Annotated in this window: 21 protein-coding genes and 1 rRNA gene; 6 read left to right on the top strand and 16 right to left on the bottom strand. The window is 59.4% G+C overall.

All coding sequences use genetic code 11. The features are described 5' to 3' along the window. Positions 1-6: 6 nt before the first annotated feature. From pyrC to VEC01_RS15460, 9 genes are all read right to left on the bottom strand, one after another. A complete protein-coding gene (gene pyrC / locus VEC01_RS15420; protein WP_324901789.1) occupies positions 7-1,065 on the bottom strand; it encodes a dihydroorotase in 1,059 nt (352 codons plus the stop codon). Between the two features lie 124 nt (positions 1,066-1,189). Next, positions 1,190-1,918: an amino acid ABC transporter ATP-binding protein gene (locus VEC01_RS15425; RefSeq protein WP_324901790.1), complete on the bottom strand. Its 729-nt coding sequence runs from the start codon at positions 1,916-1,918 to the stop codon at positions 1,190-1,192. A gap of 10 nt (positions 1,919-1,928) precedes the next feature. Continuing rightward, positions 1,929-2,615 (bottom strand): ABC transporter permease subunit, encoded by a 687-nt coding sequence (locus VEC01_RS15430; protein WP_324901808.1) that lies wholly within the window; start codon positions 2,613-2,615, stop codon positions 1,929-1,931. Beyond that, positions 2,615-3,340 carry an amino acid ABC transporter permease gene (locus VEC01_RS15435; RefSeq protein ID WP_324901791.1) on the bottom strand — a complete coding sequence of 242 codons (726 nt, stop codon included), beginning with the start codon at positions 3,338-3,340 and terminating at the stop codon, positions 2,615-2,617. The genes VEC01_RS15430 and VEC01_RS15435 overlap by 1 nt, the downstream gene beginning before the upstream one ends. Positions 3,341-3,472: 132 nt before the next feature. Continuing rightward, entirely contained in the window at positions 3,473-4,369 is an 897-nt protein-coding gene (locus VEC01_RS15440) for a transporter substrate-binding domain-containing protein (protein ID WP_324901792.1), read from the bottom strand. A gap of 157 nt (positions 4,370-4,526) precedes the next feature. Then, positions 4,527-5,432 carry an amino acid ABC transporter substrate-binding protein gene (locus VEC01_RS15445; protein ID WP_324901793.1) on the bottom strand — a complete coding sequence of 302 codons (906 nt, stop codon included), beginning with the start codon at positions 5,430-5,432 and terminating at the stop codon, positions 4,527-4,529. 152 nt (positions 5,433-5,584) lie between these two features. Continuing rightward, positions 5,585-6,871, bottom strand: coding sequence for a Glu/Leu/Phe/Val dehydrogenase (locus VEC01_RS15450; protein ID WP_324901794.1), 1,287 nt, complete (start codon positions 6,869-6,871; stop codon positions 5,585-5,587). A 149-nt stretch (positions 6,872-7,020) separates the two neighbouring features. Beyond that, positions 7,021-7,995, bottom strand: a complete 975-nt coding sequence (locus VEC01_RS15455; RefSeq protein ID WP_324901795.1) for a LysR family transcriptional regulator — start codon at positions 7,993-7,995, stop codon at positions 7,021-7,023. Between the two features lie 55 nt (positions 7,996-8,050). Further along, the gene (locus VEC01_RS15460; protein ID WP_324901796.1) at positions 8,051-9,910 is read right to left on the bottom strand and encodes an ABC transporter ATP-binding protein/permease; all 1,860 of its coding nucleotides are present in this window, start codon (positions 9,908-9,910) and stop codon (positions 8,051-8,053) included. Positions 9,911-9,996: 86 nt separating this feature from the next. Between VEC01_RS15460 and VEC01_RS15465 the strand changes: the two genes are divergently transcribed. Together VEC01_RS15465 and VEC01_RS15470 are read left to right on the top strand one after the other, a co-directional pair. Continuing rightward, a complete protein-coding gene (locus tag VEC01_RS15465; RefSeq protein ID WP_324901797.1) occupies positions 9,997-10,389 on the top strand; it encodes an acyl-CoA thioesterase in 393 nt (130 codons plus the stop codon). Positions 10,390-10,495: 106 nt separating this feature from the next. Beyond that, positions 10,496-12,082 (top strand): alkaline phosphatase D family protein, encoded by a 1,587-nt coding sequence (locus VEC01_RS15470; RefSeq protein WP_414691456.1) that lies wholly within the window; start codon positions 10,496-10,498, stop codon positions 12,080-12,082. 62 nt (positions 12,083-12,144) lie between these two features. Here the strand turns inward: VEC01_RS15470 and VEC01_RS15475 are convergent, their stop codons facing one another. From VEC01_RS15475 to VEC01_RS15485, 3 genes are all read right to left on the bottom strand, one after another. Further along, a complete protein-coding gene (locus VEC01_RS15475; protein ID WP_324901799.1) occupies positions 12,145-13,827 on the bottom strand; it encodes a long-chain fatty acid--CoA ligase in 1,683 nt (560 codons plus the stop codon). Between the two features lie 245 nt (positions 13,828-14,072). Continuing rightward, on the bottom strand, positions 14,073-15,158 hold the full coding sequence (locus tag VEC01_RS15480) for an aminopeptidase (RefSeq protein WP_414691457.1): 1,086 nt from the start codon (positions 15,156-15,158) through the stop codon (positions 14,073-14,075). A gap of 11 nt (positions 15,159-15,169) precedes the next feature. After that, positions 15,170-17,242, bottom strand: a complete 2,073-nt coding sequence (locus VEC01_RS15485; protein WP_324901800.1) for a molybdopterin oxidoreductase family protein — start codon at positions 17,240-17,242, stop codon at positions 15,170-15,172. A 200-nt stretch (positions 17,243-17,442) separates the two neighbouring features. Between VEC01_RS15485 and VEC01_RS15490 the strand changes: the two genes are divergently transcribed. Beyond that, on the top strand, positions 17,443-18,636 hold the full coding sequence (locus tag VEC01_RS15490) for a M20 aminoacylase family protein (protein ID WP_324901810.1): 1,194 nt from the start codon (positions 17,443-17,445) through the stop codon (positions 18,634-18,636). A gap of 7 nt (positions 18,637-18,643) precedes the next feature. Continuing rightward, complete coding sequence (locus VEC01_RS15495) at positions 18,644-19,666, top strand: DUF2891 domain-containing protein (RefSeq protein ID WP_324901801.1); 1,023 nt, start codon at positions 18,644-18,646, stop codon at positions 19,664-19,666. Here VEC01_RS15495 and VEC01_RS15500 read toward each other — a convergent pair. The 3 genes from VEC01_RS15500 to VEC01_RS15510 all read right to left on the bottom strand — a co-directional run bounded on the left by VEC01_RS15500 (position 19,646) and on the right by VEC01_RS15510 (position 23,359). Then, the gene (locus VEC01_RS15500) at positions 19,646-20,461 is read right to left on the bottom strand and encodes a DUF3047 domain-containing protein (protein WP_324901802.1); all 816 of its coding nucleotides are present in this window, start codon (positions 20,459-20,461) and stop codon (positions 19,646-19,648) included. The genes VEC01_RS15495 and VEC01_RS15500 overlap by 21 nt on opposite strands. A gap of 87 nt (positions 20,462-20,548) precedes the next feature. After that, the gene (locus VEC01_RS15505) at positions 20,549-22,315 is read right to left on the bottom strand and encodes an ABC transporter ATP-binding protein/permease (RefSeq protein ID WP_324901803.1); all 1,767 of its coding nucleotides are present in this window, start codon (positions 22,313-22,315) and stop codon (positions 20,549-20,551) included. A gap of 132 nt (positions 22,316-22,447) precedes the next feature. Then, positions 22,448-23,359, bottom strand: a complete 912-nt coding sequence (locus VEC01_RS15510; RefSeq protein WP_324901804.1) for an NAD(P)-dependent oxidoreductase — start codon at positions 23,357-23,359, stop codon at positions 22,448-22,450. 35 nt (positions 23,360-23,394) lie between these two features. On the opposite strand from VEC01_RS15510, the gene VEC01_RS15515 reads away from it, so the two are divergent. Together VEC01_RS15515 and VEC01_RS15520 are read left to right on the top strand one after the other, a co-directional pair. Further along, positions 23,395-24,315, top strand: a complete 921-nt coding sequence (locus VEC01_RS15515; protein WP_324901805.1) for an SMP-30/gluconolactonase/LRE family protein — start codon at positions 23,395-23,397, stop codon at positions 24,313-24,315. A gap of 236 nt (positions 24,316-24,551) precedes the next feature. Beyond that, the gene (locus VEC01_RS15520) at positions 24,552-24,977 is read left to right on the top strand and encodes an acyloxyacyl hydrolase (protein WP_324901811.1); all 426 of its coding nucleotides are present in this window, start codon (positions 24,552-24,554) and stop codon (positions 24,975-24,977) included. 67 nt (positions 24,978-25,044) lie between these two features. Here VEC01_RS15520 and rrf read toward each other — a convergent pair. Continuing rightward, positions 25,045-25,142, bottom strand: a 5S ribosomal RNA gene (gene rrf / locus VEC01_RS15525); the annotation flags it as partial.

Below are 25,142 nucleotides of genomic sequence, written 5' to 3' on the forward strand. Positions count from 1 at the left end.
CGTGGCTCAGACCAGCTTCCAGCCGATCTTTTCGCCGCCGTTCAGAGGTACGACAGTTGCGTCCCCAAGCGGCAATTCAGCTGGCAACGTCCAGGTTTCGCGTTGAAGGGTAACGGTGCCCGAATTACGGGGCAAGCCATAGAAAGCCGGTCCGTTGAAGCTGGCGAATGCTTCCAACTTGTCGAGTGCCTGGGCGTGGTCGAACGCCTGTGCATACAGTTCCAACGCATGCAACGCCGTATAGCAGCCAGCACATCCGCAAGCATGTTCCTTCAGCCCTTTCGGATGCGGCGCCGAGTCGGTACCCAGGAAAAACCGCACGCTGCCGGACGTCGCCACCCGAATCAGCGCCTGGCGATGTTCCTCGCGCTTGAGCACCGGCAAACAATAATAGTGGGGACGAATGCCGCCCTTGAAGATCTCATTCCGGTTGTACAGCAAGTGATGCGCGGTAATGGTCGCAGCAATCGGCCCTTCCGCTTCGGTCACGTAATCGGCCGCATCCCGCGTAGTGATATGTTCGAACACAACCTTGAGTTCAGGCATGTCATGCCGCAGTGGTCGCATGACAGTGTCGATAAAGACGGCTTCGCGGTCAAAGATATCGACTGCCGGGTCGGTCACTTCCCCATGCACAAGGAATGGCATGCCCACTTCCTGCATCACCTCGAGCGTCTTGTAGCATTTCGATAACGCAGTAACCCCTGCGTCCGAATTCGTGGTAGCTCCCGCCGGATACAGCTTTACCGCCTGCACGATACCGCTGTCGCGTGCCCGCCGGATTTCGTCCGGAGGCGTATTGTCGGTCAGGTAGAGCGTCATCAAGGGCTGAAAATCCAAGCCTTGCGGGAGCGCCGCCAGGATACGGTCACGATAAGCCTGCGCCTGGGCCGTAGTCGTTACCGGCGGCTTCAGGTTTGGCATCACAATGGCGCGCCCGAACTGGCGGGCACTATGTGGCAGCACACTCGCCAGTGTCGCCCCATCGCGCAGGTGAAGATGCCAGTCATCGGGACGGGTAATGGTGAGACTGGTAATGGCAGTGGTCGCGGTTTCGCTGGACATGGCGGCTCTTTCTACAATCTGCCGCTATTTTACCCGCGGCAGCCTTGAATCCACTGAATCTTTGCACGCAAAAAAAGCCGCTTCCGCAGGCGCGGAAACGGCTTCGCACACCGAAAGGCAGTGCTCAGTGGGTGATGATCTTAGCCAGGAAGTCGCGCGCCCTGTCGGAGCGCGGCGACCCGAAAAATTCATCCTTGGTGCAATCCTCGACGATATACCCCTTGTCCATGAAAACGACGCGGTTTGCGACTTTCCTGGCAAACCCCATCTCATGGGTCACGACCATCATCGTCATGCCATCCTGGGCCAGGCCGACCATCACATCCAGCACTTCATTGATCATTTCCGGATCAAGCGCCGAGGTCGGTTCGTCGAACAGCATCGCGAACGGATCCATCGACAATGCACGTGCAATTGCCACCCGCTGCTGTTGACCGCCGGAGAGCTGTCCGGGGAACTTTTCCTTCTGTGCAAGCAGACCGACGCGATCCAGGTATTTCAGGCCTTTCTCAGCGGCTTCCTCCTCGCTGCGGCCGAGGACCTTGACCTGCGCCAGCGTGAGATTCTGGCGAATGTTGAGGTGCGGGAACAGCTCGAAGTTTTGAAACACCATGCCGATATGGGAGCGCAATTTCGGCAAGTCGGTTTTCGGGTCACCAACGGACACGTTATTGACGAGGATTTCTCCCTTCTGGAAGGGCTCCAGACCATTAACTGTTTTGATCAGCGTCGATTTGCCGGAGCCGGACGGGCCGCACACCACCATCACATCGCCTTTTGCGACGTGGGTGGTGCAGTCGGTCAGTACCTGGAAGCTTCCGTACCATTTGCTGACGTTCTTCATTTCAATCATGACGTAATCCTTAGCGAATGATGGCAATGCGTTTCTGCAGGTGCTTGACGAGAGTCGACAGCGTGAAGCAGAGCGCAAAATAGATGATGGCCACGAACAGGTACATTTCGACCACTCGGCTGTCGCGCTGTGCAATCTTCACAGAGGCGCCGACGAAGTCGGTGACGTTCAGCAGCGATACCAGCGAGACGTCCTGGAACAGAACGATGGTCTGCGTCAGCAGGATCGGCAACATGTTGCGGAATGCCTGCGGCAGGATCACCAGTTGCATCGATTGCCGATACGTCAAGCCCAGTGCATAAGCGGCATTGACCTGCCCTTTCGAGATGCTCTGGATACCCGCCCGCATGATCTCGCAGAAATAGGCTGCTTCGAACATGATGAAGGTAATGTACGCAGAGCGGTCAGCGCCGAGCTGGATCGGTCGTTCCGAGCCGGTAATCGCCTGCAGCACGACCGGCACCAGAAAATAGAACCAGAAGATCACCAGCAGCAGCGGTATGGATCGCATCAGGTTGACATAACCGGATGCAAACATCGCCAGCGGCTTGAAATGCGACAGGCGCGCCATCGCGAGCAGGGTCCCGAAGATGGTTCCGCCGATTGCTGCAACCACTGTCAGCTGCAACGTGTACTGCAGGCCGCCAAGCAGGTAGGGCCAGGTACGGGCGATGACGTCAAAATCAAGTTCACCCATCATTTACCTCCCGCGATGTAGCCGGGCACCGCAACCCTGCGTTCGATGAAGGCCATCACCCGGTTGGCGGTCATCGCGATCACAACATAGATCAGCGTGGCGGCGGCAAACGCCTCGAAATAGCGGAACGTCATTTCACCCATTTCGCGCGTGCGGAAGAAAAGCTCGACCAAGCCGATCGAATACGCCACGGCGGTATTCTTGATCAGGTTCATCACCTCCGAGGTAAGCGGCGGGATAATGATGCGATACGCCATGGGCAGCAGCACATAGCGATAGGTCTGCAGCTGCGTCAAACCGAGCGCGTATCCGGCATTACGCTGTCCGCGCGACAGCGACTGGATCCCCGAGCGCACCTGCTCGGCGATACGCGAAGAGGTGAAAAACCCGAGGCATACGACCGCGGTGACGAACTGGTGCTGCGTCGGATCCAGCGTCGTTACCCAGACCTTGACCGCCGGGATCAGCCCGGGTATGACAAAGTACCAGACGAAAAACTGGACGATCAGCGGAATATTGCGAAACAGCTCGACGTAGGCATTCCCGATCCGCACCATCCATGTTTTGTCCGTTGTACGGGCGACACCGACAATGGAGCCCAGCACGAACGCCAGTATCCATGCCAGCGCCGCGGTCGACAGCGTCCATCCCAATCCGGAGAGGAGCAAGTCGATCCATGTACCGTCGCCGTCCGGCACCTCTTCGAAAAAAATCCCCAAATTCATTTTCTATTTCTCCCAGCTGCACCGTCCGAGCGCCGGTCGGTGCAAAATCGGGCCGGGCGCCGAACGGCTCCCGGCCCGATAGCAAGCCGGAGTGGCGTACCGCCCTCCGGCCCTTCCACTCATGCAAACTGATTACGAAACGCCCTTGTCGTTCGGGTTCTTGAACGCATCACGGATCGCCGGCGTCATCGGGAAGTTGATATTGATGCCCTTCGGCGGGATCGGACTCTGGAACCACTTGAAGTAGATCCGTTCGATTTCGCCGGACTTCATCACACCGCCGATAGTCTTGTCGACCAGCGCCTTGAATTGCGGGTCATCCTTGCGCAGCATCATGCTGTACGGTTCCTGGCGCAGCGATTCCTGGATAATCTTGAAGTCGTTCGGCGTGCGCGAGTTGGCGATCTGGCCTGCCAGCAGGATGTCGTCCATCACGAAGGCCTGGGAGCGGTCGTCCGCCATCAGCAGGAAGGATTCGGCGTGGTCTTTGCCGTAGATCTCCTTCACTTCCGCGTTTTTGGTCTTCTCGTAGTTCTTCAGCAACGGCACGGAGGTAGTGCCGGACGTGGTCGACACCGTCTTGCCGGCAAGATCGGCCAGCGTGTTGATGTTCGACGCCTTCTTGACCGCAGCGGTCACGTTGATCACGAAATAGGTCGGACCGAATGCCACCTGCTGCTGGCGGGCGACCGAGTTGGTAGTCGAACCGCATTCCAGATCGATGGTGCCGTTCTGGAGCAGCGGAATACGGTTGCTGGATGTGACCGCCTGCAGGTTGACCTTGAGATTCGGCAGCTTCAGTTCGCTCTTTACCGCATCGACGATCTTCATGCACAGGTCCATTGCATAACCGACCGGCTGCTGCTTATCGTCGAGGTACGAGAACGGCACGGACGATTCGCGGTGGCCGATGGTAATGGCGCCGGTGTCCTTGATCTTCTTCAGGGTACCGGTGAGGTCCTGCGCTTGTGCCGTGGCGTTGAGTGCACCAGCAGCGAAAAGAACGGCGATGAGCTTCGATAGTTTCATAATGTCTCCTGGAAAAGTTACGTGTTCTAGTGTACCAAAGGGCTGACGCGAAAGCTGACTTTATTGCATGTTCCGAGACGACTTTCACCTCGCCTGCCTACCCAAAACGCGCCGCATCCCGGCCCGTTGACCTTGCCTTGCTAGCGGTTTCTACGTATCAGTCCCCCACCTTATCGGTTGGAAAGCGAAAGGTATCCCGCAGCAGGTGCCCCATCGGCATGTTCATGTTCGCGCGTTTTGGCGGAATGGGGCTTTTGAACCATTTATCGTACAACTTGTAGATTTCGCCGTCATGAATGATGCGCCCCATCTCGCGGTCTACGAAGGCTTTGAAGGCCGGATCGTCCTTCCGCAGCATGATTGCATAGGGTTCGGCGGAAAGCGGATCGCCAACAATGGCGAATGCCCCGGGTTTCTGCGCGTTCGCACGAAGCCCGAACAGCAGGACGTCATCCATTGGAAAGGCGTCCGCCTCCCCCTTTTCCACCATGTGGAAGGAATCGGCGTGATCGCGCCCCTCAGTCAGCTTGAGGGACAATGCACGCACCTTGTCCCGGTCTTCAAGCAGCTTCACCGTCGTCGTGCCTTTCGTTGTTACGACGCGTCGTCCGCGCAGGTCGGACCAGTTCGAGATACCCGAGTCGGCACGCACCAGCATCCTTGCGGCGGCAACAAAATGGGGGATGGTGAAGGCAACCTGCTTGCGACGCTCGGCGTTGTTCGTGGTGGACCCGCACTCGAGGTCCGCCTTACCCTCGGCGATTGCAGCAATCCTCGTGCTCGGCGTGACCGCCAGATACTGGATGTTCAGGTGCGGCAGTTTGAGCTCGCGTCGAACCGCTTCGGCCAGCTTCAAGCAAAGATCAACCGCGTAACCGACCGGTTTCTTATTGTCATCCAGATATGAAAAGGGGAGCGACGCCTCGCGGTGCGCGATCGTAATCGTCTGCGTCTCCCGGATTTTCGCCAAGGTGTCGGCAGCGTGCACCGGAATGGCCGACGCAGCGCACAGGCATAGCGCAACGCATGCCCGCCTCAGTGAGGAAGTGTTCGATTTTCGCATAAGGTCTCCGGCTCATGCCGTGTTCGAGTCAATCAGCGCGCCCGTTTTTATTATTGGAATGCGCTCGCCCTTTTCGCTACCGGTACATTGCCGGCCGCTGAGTATTCGTGTTGCCGGACGCGCTCCATGGGCGCGTCCGTTGGTGTTTTGGATCAGGGATAGAGGCCGCGCATCTCACGCGCCTGCAGTACCCGCGTACATGCGACGATGAATGCTGCGGTGCGCAAGGACACGCTCTTCTCTTCCGCGAGCTGCCAGACTGCAGCAAACGCTTCGCGCATGATGCGCGTGAGTCGCTGGTTGATTTCGTCCTCGGTCCAGAAGAAGCTGGAAAAATCCTGCACCCATTCGAAATAGCTGACCGTGACGCCGCCCGCATTGGCGATCACATCGGGGACGACCAGCACCCCCTTGTCGTGCAGGATGTCGTCCGCCTCCGGCGTCGTCGGCCCGTTCGCGCCTTCGAGAATGATCTTTGCCCGGATCTTGTCCGCATTCGCCTCGGTGATCTGCTGCTCCAGAGCGGCCGGCACCAGGATATCGCAGTCCACCTCCCAGAAGCGGCTGCGATCCTGAATGATATCGCCGCCGGCGAAGCCGGCAACGCTGCCGTGCTGCGCAACATGGGCCTGCAACGCGGCGACGTCGATGCCGCTCTCCCGTACCACGGTGGCGACATGGTCCTGGACCGCGACCACCTTGGCACCCGCTTCCGCAAACAGGCGCGCGGCGATGCCACCCACATTACCGAAACCTTGAACCGCGACGCGTGCGCCATGGATGTCCATCCCGCGCTTGGCGGCCGCTTCGCAACCGACGACAAACACGCCGCGGCCAGTCGCCTCGTGGCGTCCGAGGCTGCCGCCAAGGGAAATCGGCTTGCCGGTCACAACGCCTGTCGCGGTACTGCCCTGGTTCATGGAATAGGTATCCATCATCCAAGCCATGATCTTGTCATTGGTATTGACATCTGGGGCGGGGATATCCTTGTTCGGGCCAATGATGATGTTGATCTCGCTGGTGTAGCGGCGCGTCATGCGCTGCAACTCGCCCATGGACAGGGTTTTGGGGTCAACGCGAATGCCGCCCTTGGCACCGCCATAGGGAACATTGACCGCAGCATTCTTGATCGTCATCCAGGCCGAAAGCGCCATTACTTCCGACAGCGTAACGTCCTGGTGAAAGCGTACACCGCCCTTGCCCGGGCCGCGCGAGGTATTGTGCTGCACGCGGTAGCCCTCGAAATGAGCGATCGTGCCGTCGTCGCGCTCGATCGGCACGTCGACCACCAGAATGCGCTTCGGGCGCTTGAGCGTCTCCACCCAGCGCGCCAGCGAGCCGAGGTGCGGCGTGACGCGGTCGATCTGTTGCAGGTAAACACCCCATGGCCCGATGCCGTGCGGGGAAAGGTAGGACGGTACTTCGTGCTTGCTGGACATGCTGCCACTGCTCCTTCTAAGTTACGGCGCCGCTCCTGTTGGAATGCGCGATACGGGTGGCATCGTATTGCATCGCGTTGCACTGAATCCAATGCTTTATAGGCATGTAATTATGCAAGAAAAACATAGATTTGCAGCCAATCAAATAGTCAGGAGGAAGAGTCCTCGGCTTTCCGTCTTCGCGTGCGCGCCTTCGCCTGCGCTTCGCTGCGCTGCAGCAAATAGCTCCAAAGGCGGGACACCAATGGCTTGCCGGGTCGCTGGGACGACGGGCGCTCCCGGTACAGGCGAATCTCCATGTTCACTTCCCAGTCCGCCTGCCCGCCATCGGCGCGCGCAAGCTGCCGCTGCTTGAGCTCGCGCGTAACTGCGGATTCAGGCAGGAACACCACACCGTGTCCTTCGAGGGCCATCATCTTCAGGCCTTCCGCCATATCCGTTTCGTAGCGCTTTTCGAGATGCAGAGGTCGCTTGGCATCGGCGAGGATCAATTCGACCATGCGGCCGAGGTAGGCATTGCTGGTATAAGACAGGAAGGGCAAGGGCGCCTTCGGACTCCCCGGCAGGAGCAGTTCCGGCACGCCGGATTTGTCGCAACGCGCATAGGCGCGCAGCGCCTCGCTGCCAAGCGTCAGCATCTCGTAGCGGCTTGCATCGAGCTGGACTGGTTGGCGTGGGTGGTGGTAGCACAGCAGCAGGTCGCAGCCACCCTCGACCATGGTCATTACCGCGTCATGCACGTTTAGCGCGATCAGGCGCGTATGCAGCGTGCCGAAGCTGTTCTGCAGCTCGGTCATCCACTTGGGCATGAAGGTCAGCGACAGTGTATGCGGCACTGCAAAATCGACCGTTGTCTGGGCAGTCGGTCGCTTGCCGCGCAACAGCGCACGCGCATTGTTGATCTGGCCGAGCATTTCCAGCGCCTGCTCGTAAAAGACCTCGCCTGCGGGCGTCAGACGCGTGGGATACGAAGTCCGGTCGATCAGGTCGGCGCCGAGCCAGGCCTCGAGCGACTGGATACGACGCGAAAACGCCGGCTGCGTGACATGGCGCAGTTCTGCGGAGCGGCTGAAACTGCGGGTTTCAGCCAGGGAGATGAAGTCTTCCAGCCACTTGGTTTCCATGACGCTATGTTAGTCCCTTCGGGGACCGAAGCAAAGCGCATGGTTCTGGCGGAGACTAAGCGATGGCCGACTCTTCTCCAAGCTCGCCGTGGGGCGGCGAGGACAAGGCCGCCTCCTTGCGCGCCTGCTGACGGTCCCACATCTGCGCATAGGCGCCGCCTGCTGCGACAAGCTGTGCGTGCGTGCCGCGCTCGATGATGCGACCATGGTCCAGCACCAGGATCTGCGCGGCGTCGGCGATCGTCGAAAGGCGATGCGCGATGACCAGCGTGGTCTTGTTTCTCGCGATTTCCTTCAGCTGCGCCTGGATCGCCTGCTCCGACTTCGAATCGAGCGCGGAGGTAGCCTCGTCGAAGATCAGGATGGCGGGATCCTTGAGCAGGGTGCGAGCGATGGCGACACGCTGCTTCTCGCCGCCGGACAGCTTCAGCCCGCGTTCGCCGACCATCGTTGCATAGCCATCCGGCAGGCTTTCGATGAAATCATGGATGTAGGCAGCCTTGGCGGCGGCGACGATTTCCTCCCGGCCCGCGTCCGGCTTGCCATAGGCGATGTTGTATTCAATCGTGTCGTTGAACAGCACCGTATCCTGCGGCACGATGCCAATCGCCTTGCGCAGGGAGGTCTGCGTCACTTCGCGCAGGTCCTGGCCGTCGATCGTGATGCCGCCGTTGCCGACATCATAGAAGCGGAACAGCAGGCGCGACAGCGTGGACTTGCCTGATCCGCTATGGCCGACCACCGCGGTCGTCGTGCCTGCCGGAATCGTGAAGTCGACGTCGAACAGGATCTGTCGCTTCGACTCGTAGCTGAAGTCGACATGCGAAAACCGTACTTCCGCACCACTCATCGCCAGCGGCTTTGCGCCCGGACTGTCCGCCACCTCGCGGTGTTGGTCGAGCAGCGTGAACAGCCGCTCCATGTCGGCCAGGCTCTGCTTGATCTCGCGGTAGATCACGCCGAGGAAATTGAGCGGAATGTAGAGCTGGATCATGAAGGCGTTGACCAGCACCAGGTCGCCAAGCGTCATCTTGCCATCAATGACTCCCTGAGTGGCACGCCACAGGATCAAGGTAACCGCGACGGCGATGATCAGGGATTGCCCGGTGTTCAGGATGGACAGCGAGGTCTGCGACTTGACGGCCGCCGTTTCCCAGCTCTGCAGACTCTTGTCGTAGCGGCGCGCCTCGTAATCCTCATTGCCAAAGTACTTCACCGTCTCGTAATTGATCAGGGAGTCGATCGCGCGCGTGTTCGCCTTCGAATCGAGGTCGTTCATCGTGCGCCGAAACCCGGTGCGCCACTCGGTGACTGCGACGGTAAAGGCGATATAGACAATCAGCGCGACCAGGGTGATACCGGCGAACCACACGTCATAGTTCAGCACCAGATAACCGATCACCAGCGTGATTTCCACCAGCGTTGGGAGGATGCTGTAAAGCGTGTACGACACGAGAGAGGAAATGCCGCGAGTACCGCGTTCGATGTCCCGCGTCATCCCGCCCGTCTGTCGGTTCAGATGGAAGCGCAGGGACAATGCGTGCAAGTGGCGAAAGACCTTCAGCGCAATCGTGCGCACCGCGCTTTGCGTCACCTTTGCGAAAACGAATTCCCGCAACTCGGTGAACAAGGTGGTGCACAGACGCAGTACGCCGTACGCCACAAGAATGCCAACCGGCAAAACCAGCAATGCATGCGGACTGCCTGGACTGACGGTCATGCGGTCAATGAGCTCCTTGAGCACAAGCGGCACACCGACGTTCGCGACCTTCGCTCCGACCAGGAAAGTAAGTGCCAGCAGTACACGCCACTTGTACGCCCAGAGGTAGGGGAGCAGCGTCTTGAGCGTGACCCAGTCGTTGCGCGTGCCCTGATTGGCGGGAGGTTCCGGAGAGGAGACAGGATGACGTCGCATGAAAAATATTTTTCGAGAATGGTTTATGCTGTTGCTTGTCGATTGTAGCCCAGGCTGATACGTGCTTCTGCGAGAGGAAAAAAACAATGACCATGCTGCCTGAAGGGAAAGTTCCGCAACTGCGGGTGATGCCGATGCCGGCCGATGCCAACGTGCACGGCGACGTGTTCGGAGGATGGATCATGGCGCAGGTCGACATCGCCGGCGCACTGCCTGCAGTCCGGCGATCCAACGGGCGCGTGGCAACGATTGCGGTCAACTCCTTCGTGTTCAAGCAACCTGTATTCGTCGGCGATTTGTTGTCCTTCTATGCGGAGATCGTCAGGGTCGGCAATACCTCGATCACCGTCAATGTGGAAGTGTACGCGGAACGCAACCGTCTGCAGGTCGAAACCGTGAAGGTGACGGAAGCCACGTTGACCTATGTCGCAACCGATGAGAATCGCAAGCCGAGGCAGATTCCGCCGCTGCAGGAATAGCCGTCTGGATGGGTGACTCGCGAGAAATACTTGCTTCCCGTCTTTGACCCAGTGTCTCTGGAACGGTTCATGCATGGCATGATTGCATCCCTCCTTCGCGATGCCGATGCTGCCTGACCGTAGAGTTTTTCTTGGCCATTCCATGCGCTTGCTTGCGCTTGCCGCGCTGTCGTCCGCTTTTCCCGGACGCACCGCCAGCCGCACGTCCGGATATCCGTTCCGCCTCGGGGTAGCCTCCGGCTCGCCGCGCTCCACAAGCGTCGTACTGTGGACACGCATCCTTCCCGACCCCCTCGACGCGCAATCCGCAGGCCCGCAAGCATTGGCCGTTCAATGGGAGCTCGCGGAGGATGAGACATTTTCCCGGGTTGTCTCCAAAGGTAAAGTCGCCGCCCTGCCCGAACTGGCGCACAGCGTGCACGTCGACGCCGCAGGACTGCGGCCCGGCCGCTGGTACTGGTACCGGTTCATCCTCGGCGATGCAGTCAGTCCTGTCGGCCGAACCCGTACCGCGCCTGCTTTGGACGCAATGCCTGCCTCGCTGCGATTTGCCTTCGCCTCATGCCAGCATTGGGAATTCGGTGAATACGCTGCACACCTGCACATCGCGCGCCAGGCACCGGATCTGGTCGCCTTTCTCGGAGACTATATTTACGAGTGGGGACCGTACGACCTGGCCCATCCCGTCACGCCACGCCGGCGCGTCGATGAATGCTTTAGCCTCGAGGACTACCGCGCGCGCCACGCACAATACAAGTCCGATCCGCACCTGCAGGCCTCGCATCAGGCTGCACCGTGGATCGTTACCTGGGACGACCATGAGGTGGCCAATGATTACGGCCGTGACCGTGACGAGCGTCGCGACCCTGGTTTTCCTGCTCGGCGCGCGGCTGCTTATCAGGCCTTCTACGAGCACATGCCGGTCCGTCTACCTGCGCTGTCGGACGCCCCATTGCGCTTTGCCAGCATGCGCATCTATGACCGCTACGACTGGGGCAGAATCGCGCAGTTTCATGTGCTGGACAACCGCCAGTACCGTTCCCACCAGGCGTGTCAGCCCGCTGCACGTGGCGGCTCGGGCTCGGTGACGACCGACTGCCGGGAACTGGCCGATCCTGCACGAACCCTGCTTGGGCCGGAGCAGGAGGCGTGGCTGATGGAAGGTTTCGCGTCGACACAAGCGAAGTGGAATTTCATCGCGCAGCAAACCCTGATGGCGCAACACTCGCAGGTGGCGCTATCCAGCGAGGATGGCGGCCGATTCTGGACAGACGGATGGGACGGCTACCCGGCGGCACGGAAGCGCCTGCTCGATGGCCTGGCAAAGTACCGCGTCAGCAATCCGGTCGTGATTTCCGGCGACGTACATACCTTTTATGCAGCCGACCTGAAGCCGGACTTTTTCCGCGACACATCTGCTGCCAATCCGGTGATCGCAACTGAATTCTGCGGCACGTCAGTGACCTCGAATTCAAGACCACAAGCGCGCACCGACCAGTATGTCGCACAGAACCCCCACATCCGGTTTGGCCGCAGCGACCGCCGCGGATATGTGATGATGGAAGTCACTCCCTCGCGAACGACGGCGCATTTCCGGGCGCTGGACAATGTCTGGCGCAGCGACTCCGGTGCGTCGACAATCGCCACCTTCCTCGTCGAGGACGGCCACCCGGGCGTCGCGAAGGTGGGCTGAGGGACGACCGAAAAAAAACCGCCTGCAGGCAGGCGGTTTTCGATGTACCGGGAAAGCGAGGCTCAGGCTGCCTTCTTTTCGTCGCGCAGCTCGCGCCGCAGGATCTTGCCGACATTGGTCTTCGGCAGCTCGTCGCGGAACTCGATGTACTTCGGCTTCTTGTAGCCGGTGAACTGCTCCTTGCAGTAGTTCATCAGCTGCTCCACGGTCAGCGACGGATCCTTGCGCACCACGAACAATTTGACCGCCTCGCCCGAGTTAGCATCCGGCACGCCGATGCAGGCACACTCCAGCACCCCCGGATGGGCCGCGACCACGCCCTCGATCTCGTTCGGATAGACGTTGAAGCCGGACACCAGGATCATGTCCTTCTTGCGGTCGACGATACGCACGAAGCCGCGCTCGTCCATGATGCCGACGTCGCCGGACTTGAAGAAACCGTCCGGCGTCATGACCTTGGCGGTCTCGTCCGGGCGATTCCAGTAACCGACCATCACCTGCGGGCCGCGGATGGCAATTTCGCCCGGCTGGCCAAGCGGCACCGGCTTGCCCTCATCGTCGAGAATTGCGATCTCGGTCGAGGGGATAGGCAGGCCGATGGCGCCGGAGAACTCGGTGGCATCCGCCGGGTTGATCGTGGCCGACGGCGAGGTTTCGGACAGGCCGTAACCTTCGACGATCGGGCAACCAGTCACCTTCAGCCACTTGTCGGCAACCGCCTTCTGCACCGCCATGCCGCCGCCGTTGCACACCCTGAGGCCGGAGAAATCCAGCTTGGCGAAATCCGGGTTGTTGAGCAGGCCGTTGTAAAGCGTATTCACCGCGGGCAGCAGGTTGAACTTGTACTTGCCCAGTTCCTTTACGAAGCCGGGGATGTCACGGGGGTTCGGGATCAGGATGTTCATCGCGCCCCAGCGGGTACCCATCAGGCAGCAGGCGGTCAGCGCAAAGATGTGATACAGCGGCAGCGCGCAGACGATCGTCAGCGGGTCGATCTTCGGCTCCCGATCCAGCACGGGTCTCGCCCATGCGTCGTTCTGCAGTACGTTGGCGATGATGTTGCGGTGGGTAAGGGTTGCGCCCTTGGACACGCCGGTGGTGCCGCCCGTGTACTGCAGGAAGGCGACGTCTTCATGCTTGAGGTCGACCGGCTTGAGCGACATGCGGGCGCCCTCGGCCAGGGCCTGCTTGAAGCGGGTCGCATTTGGCAGGGAAAACGCCGGCACCATCTTCTTCACGTTACGCACGACGAAGTTGACCAGCATGCCCTTCACACCGCCGAGCATCTCGCCCATGCTTGCCACTACCACGTGCTTGACCTTGGTCTTGTCCAGCACCTGCTCCAGCGTGGTCGCGAAGTTTTCGAGGATGATGATGGCTTCGGCGCCGGAATCATTGAGCTGGTGCTCGAGTTCTCGCGGCGTATAGAGGGGGTTGACGTTGACTACGGTATAACCGGCGCGCAGCACACCTGCGATCGCAACCGGATACTGAAGCACGTTCGGCATCATGATTGCCACGCGCGCGCCCTTCTTCAGGCCGCGCCCTTGCAGCCATGCGCCGAGACGCTTGGAGTACTCGTCGACCTCGCCGTAGGTCAGGAACTTGTCCATGCAGACATAGGCGTTGCGGGACGCGTACTTGCGGAAGGACTCTTCGAGCAAGTGCACCAGCGAGCGGTACTGCGTGTAATCGATTTCCGACGGCACGCCCTTCGGATAGGACTTCAGCCACATTTTTTCCATTGTCTGCCTCTTGTCTTTTTGATGTGATGGTTACGACCGCCCGAAAATAATCGAACGACGGTTCTTTTTTGTCAGCATAAATGCTATCGGGCGTCGCGCTCACTTGCAAGCCCTTTAAGCGGAATAAGAAGAATTCTTCTAGGCGGCCTTTATTGCACCGCATCAATCGCTCCCCCGCTGGCGCCATAAACGACAACGCGACCTCTTGGGTCGCGTTGTCATATTCAGGAATCGGATTGGATGAATCAGCGCGGAGTCGCACCGTGCAAATTTTCCGCTGTCATCGAGGGGGAGTGTCCAAGCTCCGCCAGCTGCCTGTGCCGCATTTCCTTGTCGAGCGAGGCAAGCTGACGCACGGCCTCGTAGAACTTGCCCATGCTTTTCTCCTGCGCCAGCATTGCGCGGAAACCGGGAACGAAATCATGGTAGGTAGCAACCGCAGACAGGTGGGCATTGGACAGAGGCTCTGCGAACCAGCGGTCATAGCCGCTGTAGCCGCCCCACGAATCCTTCAGCACCAGGTACTCGTCCTTCAGCGACTTGAAGATCACGGCTTTTTCCCTGCGCTTCTCATCATCGCTGACATCACGCCGGAAATTTTCTTCCAGCTGCTTGCGGTGCTTCATCAGCAGGGCGAGGAAATCGCGCTTGCGGCTTTCATATGCCGCATATGCCTTACGCATCTTTTCATCTCCGTACACTGCCATCCAGCGCTCGACGCCTGCCTCTTCGACCGCGACGGCAAAAGATTCATTGAAACGCGAATCGCCCGGAACGTACACCACCTGATGCGCCAGTTCATGAAAAACCAGGCGTGCAAGTTCCCCGTCCGGATACTGGATGAATGTCGAGAGTACCGGGTCCTTGAACCAGCCCAGGGTGGAATAGGCCGGCACGCCCGACACTTCGACATCGTAGCGTTCGGCGCGCAGTTGCGCTGCGTATGCCTGCGCATCGTCCTTGCTGTAGTAGCCGCGGTAGTTCACGCATCCGGCGACGGGAAAGCACCATTGCAGTGGCTTCAACGACAGCTCCGGTGTGGCAACGATGTTCCACATTACGAAGGGCCGCTTGACGTCGGCATAGGTGGTAAAAGTATCGTTGTCGGGAAGGTCGAGTTCGCGCGCGGCGAACGCACGTATCTGCTTGACCCGCGACAATTTGCCACGCAGCTTGTCCTCGGTATCGGGGCTGGCGATCCAGTCGTCGATCGGCCGAGCCTCCGACAGCAAGGAGAGCTGGCCGTGCGCCGCCTGCACAAAATACCCCAGCTGTGCACAACCGGCCGTCAGTGCAGCAGCACCGCAAAAGATTAAAGCCCGCCACTTCATTTTCATGCTTCCTACGCCTTCTCCACCTGCACCAGCACGTCGTAAAACGTTGGCGCCTTGCCCATGTCGGTCAGCTGCTGGCTGGTGACTTCGTTGGCGTTCTTGCCATCGGCAGAAAACTTCTTCCACCAGATTGACAATCCCACCACCAGCCCCCGCCGCGCCTTGTCGGTAACGCGCGCCTTGGCGACGAATGACCCGCGGTCATTGAAGATGCGTACCTGGTTGCCGTCCTCAATACCGCGCGCTGCCGCATCCTCGGGATGCATGTCGAGATGCGGTTCGCCTTCCGTGTCGCGCAGACTCTGCACATTGACGAAGGTGCTGTTGAGAAAGTTCCTTGCCGGTGGAGAAATCATTGCGAGGGGATATTTTTTACCCAATGCCGGGCTGCTTGCAACGGACTCGTGCGGAGGAATATACGTAGGCAAAGGGTCAAGGCCGGCATCCCGCATGCGCTGCGAGTAGAACTCGCATTTGCCGGACGGGGTAGGAAAACCGCCCTCGGCAAACGGGGCTTCCGGCAATACCAGCTTTTGCCAGCCCTTTTGCCGTAGCGCGTCCCAGTCGAAATGAATTGCGCGCGCATCGCTTCGATTGAATGCCTGCGCCGCGATTTCCTCATCGCTCTCCCGGAAGCACGGATCATCGAAGCCCAGGCGCGCGGCGAGCAGGCGGAAGATTTCAGTATTCGGCTTTGCCTCGCCTAGCGGCGCAACCGCCGCGTTGTTGGCCATCATGTAAGTATGGCCGTAGGTCGAATGGATATCGACATGTTCCAGTTGGGTGGTCGCGGGCAGGAGTATGTCCGCATGATCGGCGGTGTCCGTCTGGAAGTGCTCGAGCACTACGGTAAACAGGTCTTCCCGTGCGAATCCCCGGGCGACCTTCTGTGACTCGGGGGCGACCGCTACCGGGTTCGAGTTGTAGACGATAAGCGCTTCGATCTTCGGCCCGAACTCCGCCGACGTTTCGCGTAGCAGGTCGTTGCCGATGGTGCTCATGTTGATGCTGCGCACCTGCCGGGAAAGGAGGTCCGGCCGTTGCAGTGCGGTCGGGTTTTTCGGAAAGGCGTCGGAGGTGGAAAGCTGAATGCCTCCGGCCGCATGCCGCCACGCGCCGACCAGGGCAGGCAGGCAGGCGATATTGCGTACCGCCATGCCGCCACCGTGCACGCGCTGCACGCCATAGTTCAGCCGGATCGCCACCGGTTCGCCGCGTTTCGCCGTGCCGCCGTACTCGCGCGCGAGCTGCACGACGTCTTCGGCAGGAATGCCGCAAGTCCGCGCAGTCCGCTCCGGCGTCCACTCCGCCACACGCGCCTTGAGCTGCTCAAAACCCAGAGTGTGCCGCGTGACGTAATCCTCGTCGACAAGATTCTCGGCGATCAGCACGTGCATCATGCCCAGCGCGAGCGCAGCATCGGTGCCCGGCATCGGGGCGATATGCTGATGGCATTTTTCGGCGGTAAGGGATCGGTACGGATCGATGGCGATCAATTTTGCACCGCGCCGCTTCGCTTCCTGCGCGCGCATCCAGAAATGCAGGTTCGACGCGATCGGATTGCCGCCCCAGATCAGGATCAGCCTCGCATTGTCGAACTGCTCCAGATCGGTGCCGATACGGGCGCCGATCGTGTATTTGTATCCTTCGCCGCCGGCAGATGCGCAAATCGTGCGATCGAGGAGCGAGGCGCCAAGCTTGTGGAAGAATCGCGCCGCCATCGACTCCCCCTGCACCAGCCCCATTGTGCCGGCGTAGCTGTAGGGAACGATCGCTTGCGGATCGCGTGCGGCGATTTCCTTCAAGCGTCCCGCGATCGTATCCAGCGCCTCATCCCAGCCGATCCGCTCGAAGCGCCCTTCGCCCTTCCGGCCGGTACGCTTCATCGGGTAAAGCAGGCGATCCTTGTGGTAGGTGCGCTCGACGTAGCGCGACACCTTCGTGCATAACACGCCGGCCGTGGTCGGGTGTTCAGGGTCACCACGCACGGCGGTGGCGACACCGTCTTGCACCGTGACCAATAACGCGCAGGTATCGGGACAATCATGGGGACAGGTGGCACGGACAATAGTGGCAGTCATAACGGATTCCACGACCCGCCAAGCGTGCCTCTACGGCATTGCAAGGCGGGCGGCAATTTAATCATGGGAAGGAAGAACGCGCAGGCGCGTTTGCTATAGTTAAAATATACCCTCCCGACCTAAGCGTAATATACCTATATCGCAGGCGGCATGCATGCAGGCGGGCAATTGCCATACCGTGCATGCATTTGGAGACCTATATGAAGTTGATTGACCCGATTCTCGAATTTCAGGCCGAACTGCGGCAGATCCGGCGGGATATCCATGCATTCCCTGAACTCTGCTTCGAAGAGCATCGTACCGCCGACGTCATTGCCAGAAAATTGACCGAATGGGGCATTCCGATGCTTCGCGGCATGGGAGGCACGGGTGTGGTTGGCATTATCCGCAACGGCACGAGCAAGCGTGCGATCGGCCTGCGCGCCGACATGGACGCCCTTCCCGTGCAGGAAATCAATACTTTCCCGCACGCGTCGCGCAACCCCGGAAAAATGCACGCCTGCGGACACGACGGCCACGTTGCCATGCTGCTCGGCGCGGCGCGCCATCTTTCTCAGCACCGCAATTTCGACGGTACCGTCTACCTGATCTTCCAGCCGGCCGAAGAAGGCGGCGGTGGCGCACGCCGCATGATGGAAGACGGCTTGTTCGTAGAGTGTCCGATGGATGCAGTCTTCGGCATGCACAACTGGCCCGGCGTCGCGGTTGGCACTTTCGGCGTCACGGCAGGCCCGATGATGGCTTCTTCCAACGAATTCGAGGTCGTTATCCGGGGCAAGGGCGCGCATGCCGCGCAGCCGCACAAGGGTATTGATCCGATCATGGTCGCGATCCAGATTGCGCAAAGCTGGCAAACCATCATCAGCCGCAACAAGAACCCGCTCGACGCCGGCGTCCTGTCGATTACCCAAATCCATGCTGGCAGCGCAACCAACATCATCCCGGATGAAGCAACCCTGGTCGGCACCGTTCGGACCTTCACCAATGGCGTGCTCGACCTGATCGAACAACGTATGCGAACAATCGCCGAGCATACGGCGAGCGCATTCGACGCGCAGCTGGACTTCCGCTTCAAGCGCAACTACCCGCCCCTGATCAACCATGCAAGGGAAACCGCCTTCGCGGTGGAGGTGATGAAATCCATCGTTGGCGATAACTGCGTCGACGCACAGGTGGAACCGACGATGGGGGCAGAGGACTTCGCCTTCATGCTGCAGGAAAAACCCGGCTGTTATGTCTTCATCGGCAACGGTGAAGGCGCGCATCGTGACCACGGACATGGCCTCGGCCCCTGCAACCTGCACAATCCCAGCTACGACTTCAATGACGACCTGCTGCCTATCGGCGCGACCTTCTGGGTGCGGTTGGCGGAGTCCTGGCTGCGCAAGGAGTGAGGGCGCCGTGAGCGACTCCGCCGGCCCCAGGTTGCCGGAGGATCTGGCGCACCGGTTGGCGAGGGTAGCGCTGCGCAATGTCCGGCAGGAGTATCCAAACAAACCGGAACATGTCCTCAACGATCCGAAGGACCTGCGCAGCCCGCGCGCGCTGCATCCCATCTTCTACGGCAGCTACGACTGGCATTCGAGTGTCCACATGCACTGGTCGCTTGCGCGGCTACTGCGTTGCAACGGCAGGATGTCCGAGAGCGGACAGATCGTCGCATTGTTCGATTCCGCGTTCACGCCGGACAACGTCGCACTTGAAATCGCCTATCTGCAGCATCCATCGCGCAGGTCGTTCGAACGCACCTACGGCTGGTCGTGGCTGCTGAAGCTGCAGGCAGAACTGATCGCCCTCGCGAAATCCGATCCCGAAGCTTCCTCCTGGCGGGATGCATTGCAGCCGTTCGCGGAGCTGATTGTGCGTTATTACCAGGACTACCTTCCGATCGCACAATATCCCGTGCGCTCCGGTACGCACGCCAACAGCGCATTCGGCTTGATGCTTGCCTTGGATTATGCCGAACGTATCCAGCATCTCGCGCTGCGCAAACTGATCGCGACCAAGGCCAATACCTGGTTCGGGCACGACCGGCGCTATCCGGCCTCCTATGAGCCCGGCGGCGATGACTTTCTTTCTGCAGGATTGATCGAAGCCGCGCTGATGCTACGCCTTGTCGATGCCTGTAGTTATGCGGATTGGTGGGAGCTGTTCTGTCCGTCACCACAGGATTTGCAGACCTGGCTGTCGCCGCTGAAGGTGACGGATCGCAGTGATCCGAAGCTGGCGCACCTGGATGGCGTTAACCTGGCCCGCGCCTGGTGCTGGAAGAAGCTGTTGCCGCAGCTGTCCGAGCCGCTTCGTACCCGCGTCAAGGTAGCAGTCGAGTCGCACCTCGACGCCTCGCTAGTCCATGCCGTGCGAGGCCATTATGCGGGCACGCATTGGTTGGCAAGTTTTGCGCTACTTGCCCTGACTGAGTGATAAAGGCTGTGCTGCATCACCCTCATGCGCAAAGCGCTCTTGCAGCAACTGGATGTCGCCGTACCATGCTTCGGCAGTCTCTCCAGTATTATCCGTATCCGTAAGGACGCCGATGCCGATCAGCCGCCCCGGCTTCTCGCCGAACGCCTTTTCATAATCCTCTGCGATATTCCGCGTGAAATCGCGCCAGTCGCCAAGCGCCTCGGAGCCGCTTTCGGCGACCATCATCTTGATGCGACTGGTATAGGTGCTGGGAATCACGGTCCCCACCGGCGCGTTATTTTCCCAAATGTACATTAGTGTCGCATAGGGGAAGTCGTAACCGGTCATCACCCTGGCGGTTTCGAACAGGATCTGGTCTGCGAAAGGCATCGTGTCCTTGTCGCCGTCAAAGCCGAGGATGATGCGTACCGGAGAGTCCTCGGTGGCTCGCTTGGTGTTGTCTGCAGACTTGACTAGGCTGTTGATCTTCCAGCTCCAGCGTAGCCAAGGCTGTTGCTGCGGCTGCACGTCGACCTTGAGCATCAGGCCGGAAGATGCGCTCTCTGCGCGTGCGTGCAGCACGGTAGTGTCCGCGTCTCTCACCAACTGGTACTCTGTACGCTGCTTGTTTCGAAGCAGTATCATCGGCTCCCAGCCGTCCGGCAAACCACCGGCTGGATACCTGGAAAAAACGGAAAGCCGCGTATTCAAGGACGAAGCCGAGGCGCTCGGCTTCTGTGGCTGCGGATCTTGTTGTGTGGCGCATCCCGCCAGGGTGAGCAGCAAAGCAAACGAAACGGCGAAGCGGATCATGTATGTCGTCACGGTCAATGGAGGCGTACGTGATGCAGGTCGTGCACGCCGCGCGGCGCTCCTGCCTGCCGGCACAGCTGCTCAGGATCAAGAAATCAGTGATGGGCGAATTGTATAGCGCGGCTGCTCCGTAGCGCGCACTAACCCGTCCTGCTCTTGATATCCGTGAACAAATTGCCAACGAATCTGATGATATTTCGCGACACCCTCCCGGTGCGCGATGCTGATCAACGACGCCGCGGGCAACTCCCGCAGCAGGAGTTCATACAGCGCCGCTTCCGCAGCGGGGTCCAGCGCGCTGGTTGCCTCGTCCAGGAACAATACCTGGGGCCGGGCCAGCAATGCACGGACGAATGCAAGCCGCTGCTGCTCTCCGGGGGACAAACGCTGGTTCCAGTTATCCGACTCATCGAGTTTGTCGACCAGATGCGGCAGCATGCACCCTTCCAGGTAATGACAGATCGCGCGATCCTTGTAGGCCTTTTCGGCAAAGGGATACGCGATCGCGGCCCGCAGCGTACCGATCGGGAGATAGCTCCTTTGAGGCAGGAACAGCAGTGTTGCCTGATTCGGCAGTTCGACCGTGCCTTCGCCATAGGGCCAGATGCCCGCCAATGCGCGAAACAGCGTCGACTTCCCGCAACCTGACGGCCCCGTCACAAGGATGCGCTGGCCGGGATGAATCTCGGACGAGATTGCCTGCGTCAGCCTGGTTCCGGAAGGGAGCGCAAGGCTGACATCATCCAGCAGGATCGCCCCGACGTTGTTACGTGAAACTGTGATACCCGAGACCTGGGTACGCGCGGCCGTTACCGCTTCATGAAAACCGGCCAGGCGATTGACGCTGGCTTTCCAGCTTGCAAGTGAGGTAAAAGCATTGATGAACCAGGACAAGGCGTCCTGCACGTGCCCGAACGCAGAACTGATCTGCATGAGTTCCCCGAGCTTGATCGCACCTGCGAAATAGCGCGGTGCGCCGACCAGGAATGGGAAAATGACTGCGAACTGCGCATAGAAATTCGAAGCGAGGTTCAAACGCTTCGTCGTTCGCATGATCGCCCACCAGTTTCGCCATATCCATTCGAAGCGACCGGCAAGCTGTGCCTGCTCCTGTGACTCCCCGCGGTACAGCGCAATCGCTTCCGCATATTCGCGAATGCGCACCAGGCCGAAGCGGAAATCGGCTTCATAGCGTTGTTGATAGAAGTTTTGCGTCACCAATGGCCGGCCGATTATCCATACCACGGACGAGCCGATGACCGCATAGGCAATTGCGAACCAGACCATGTAGCCCGGAATCGTCAGCTCCCGGCCGCCGAGCATAAGCGCCATGGGGCCGCTCACCGACCACAGAATGCCGACAAAAGACACCAGCGTAACGACTGCCGACAGCAGTCCCAGAGACAGCGTGAGCGTGCCGCTGGTGAGATAGTTCAGGTCCTCTGCGATGCGCTGGTCCGGATTGTCTGCGGAACGCGTCTGCTCGATGCGGTAATACGCCTGGTTGGTCAGCCATTCACCGAGGTATTGCCGGGTCATCCAGGCACGCCAGCGCATCTCGAGCGCCTGCGTGAGGTAGACGCGATAGATCGCAACCGCGATGTATATGAAAGCCAGATAGGAAAAACGCCACAGTTGCGCGCGGAAGGCAGGATAATCCTTGTTGTCGAGCGCGTTGTAGAAATCCCTGTTCCATTCGTTAAAGAGCACGTCGAGATACACCATTCCCAGCGCAAGCGCGACGACGGCGGCGAGCAAACCTCTCGCCCGCCATTTCTCCTCGGAACTCCAATATGGCTTGATCAGCCGCCAGACAGCGCGCCAGTCAGTGCGCTCCTGAAGCTTGATGGTCATAGTTTATAGAAAGCGAATCGTGGAAGAATGTCCTGACGCATCCTTGCGTGTTGATGCTGCCCCAAGCCGTGGTCATGCAGAGGGGGCGCACGCGTTGGTCGGGTGCGTTACCCTAAAACCTATCCGTTCACACTAGGGAAGTTTGTCCGGGGCTGCGCCGACCCGCTTGCCGGGATTCAGGCGCTCAAGCGCCAACAGCGCGGCCGATTGATCCGCGAGCGGGAATGTATCGAGGATGCTGCGATAGTTTTGCGCCACCAGTTCGGTAACCGGGAGAGTAATGCCGGCTGCGGTCGCGGCGGCGAGGACGTTTTCCAGGTCCTTTGCCTGGCTCTTCACCTGGCCACCGGGCATGAAGTTGCGTTCCAGCATGCGTTGCCCATGTACATCAAGAATCCGGCTCTCGGCGAAGCCCCCGCGGATTGCCGCTCTGACAGCGGCCGGATCGGCTCCGCCGGCTTCGGCAAGAAGTAGCGCTTCTGCAACGATGGACAAGGTGGCCCCAACTATCAACTGGTTGCATAACTTGGCCAACTGGCCGCAGCCAGCAGGACCAACGAGGGTAGGACGCCCCATTTTGGTCAGCACAGGTTCCGCATATGCAAAATCTGTTGCGGCGCCTCCGGCCATGATTGCCAGAGTCCCGGCTTCAGCGCCAAGCACGCCGCCGGAAACTGGCGCGTCTATAAAAGCGATGCCCTGCGCGGCAAGCAGGGCACGAAACCCCTCTGCTTCAGACTGCTTTGTTGAACTCATGTCAATTACCAATGTCCCCGCTTTAATGCCGTCTCGGGCAGCTTCGAGCACTTCCGCAACTGCTGGCCCCGCTTCAAGCATCGTAATTACGATGGAAGCGCCGCTGACGGCATCGGACGGATGGTTTGCGACGCGGGCGCCGAGCGAGGAGAGTGCCGCTGCTTTTGAGCGGGTTCTGTTCCATGCGATAAGTGGATAGCCAGCAAGCAACAGCCGCGTTGCCATTGGTTTCCCCATCAAGCCGATGCCGAGAAACGCGATTGTCGGAAGGGGGGCGGAAGCATTCAAGACCTTATCCTCCAGAAATAGGGATCCATTGCATAATGACGCATCATCTCAAAAAAACAACGTCCATGCCGGACCGCGATATTCGAGTGCTATTCGATCAAGCGATGCTTCTGGGCGAAACACCGCTTTGGCATCCGGAAGAGGAAGCACTGTACTGGATCGACATTGCCGGGCAGGCAGTGCTCCGTTACCGGCCAGAGAACGAAAAACGGACTGTCTGGCCCATGCCCGCCGAGCCTGGCTGCATTGCCTGGTGCGCCGGCGGTAAACTGCTCGTCGCCCTACGTACCGGACTGGTACTGCTGGATACGAGGAGCGGCATGCTGGAACCGGTGGCGCCGCCCCCTTATCCTCCGGAGCACACACGGTTCAATGATGGTCGCTGCGATGCTCTCGGGCGGCTATGGGTCGGCACTTTATACGATCCGCGTGACCAGCCTCTGGGTTCGCTTTATTGCGTTGAACGGGGACTGGTTCGCCCCGCGGGCAAGCCAGTAACCGTGTCAAACGGTCTGGCCTTCAGCATGAACTATCGCACCATGTATCACGCTGACACAACGGCTCACCGGATCCGCGCGTACGACTTCGATCTTCGAGCAGGCACATTATCCGGTACGCGCGACTTCATGCAGTTTTCAGCGGACAGGAATGACAGCTACGGCGGCCGGCCGGATGGAGCCGCGGTTGATAGCGAAAACGCGTACTGGTGTGCCATGTATGAAGGCGGGCGAATCCTTAGAATTTCACCGGAAGGCGAGATTCTCCGGGAGATCCAGTTGCCGGCGCGTTGCCCGACCATGGTTGCCTTTGGCGGCCCCGATTTCCGCACATTGTTCATTACAACCGTAAGTAACAAGCGATCAGTTGCGGAGTTACAGGAATACCCCCTTTCCGGATGCGTGCTATGCATGCGCGTCGATGTGCCGGGCCGCCCAGAACCGCCATACATTCCCTAATGGAAAAACGAGGAGGTGGAATCAATCTGGCATGCAAGTCTTACGGAACGACAAGGTGTGATTGCCGACTCCTGCGTACAATAAAGTCAATTCGCTTCGGAAATGGAGTGGGAATTATGAAAAGAAGAGTACTGCGGTGTTCGCTCTATGGTTGGATAGGTTTGCTCGCATTCAGCGGAAGTTGCTTTGGCGCGGATTCGGTATCAGCTGAAGTGGGAACTGGCACACGTACAAAGATGGTTCGACTCGGAGCGCAATGGGGATGGACTAGTCAGTGGTGGCGTTCGAACGGCACCCATATTGGAGGATACTGGGATCTGAGCATTGCACATTGGCGAGGAACACGTTTTCAAAACGTCCCGGGGCAAACCCAGCACATTAACACCCTCGGAATTACCCCCGTATTTCGTCTGCAGAACGATTCTCTGAGAGGTCTGTATGCGGAAGCGGGAATCGGTGCGCATATTCTTTCAGCGCTTTACGACAACAACGGTAAACGCCTTTCAACACGGTTCCAATTTGGGGATCACATCGGCGTTGGCTACGTGTTCGCCGACGGCCTGGATCTCGCTCTTAAAATCCAGCATTTCTCGAACGGCGGGATAAAAAAGCCAAATAACGGCGTGAATTTCGCCATCGTACGCGTCAGCTACCCGTTTTGAGAGCTTGGTTTCCACCCGCGCAAAAAAAAGCCCTGGTTCAAAGAACCAGGGCTTTTTCGTATAACAAGCCTGACGATAACCTACTTTCACACGTGTTGACGCACTATCATCGGCGCAGAGTCGTTTCACGGTCCTGTTCGGGATGGGAAGGGGTGGTACCAACTC

The sequence above is a fragment of the Noviherbaspirillum sp. genome (assembly GCF_035627455.1).
Classification (GTDB): Bacteria; Pseudomonadota; Gammaproteobacteria; order Burkholderiales; family Burkholderiaceae_D; genus Noviherbaspirillum.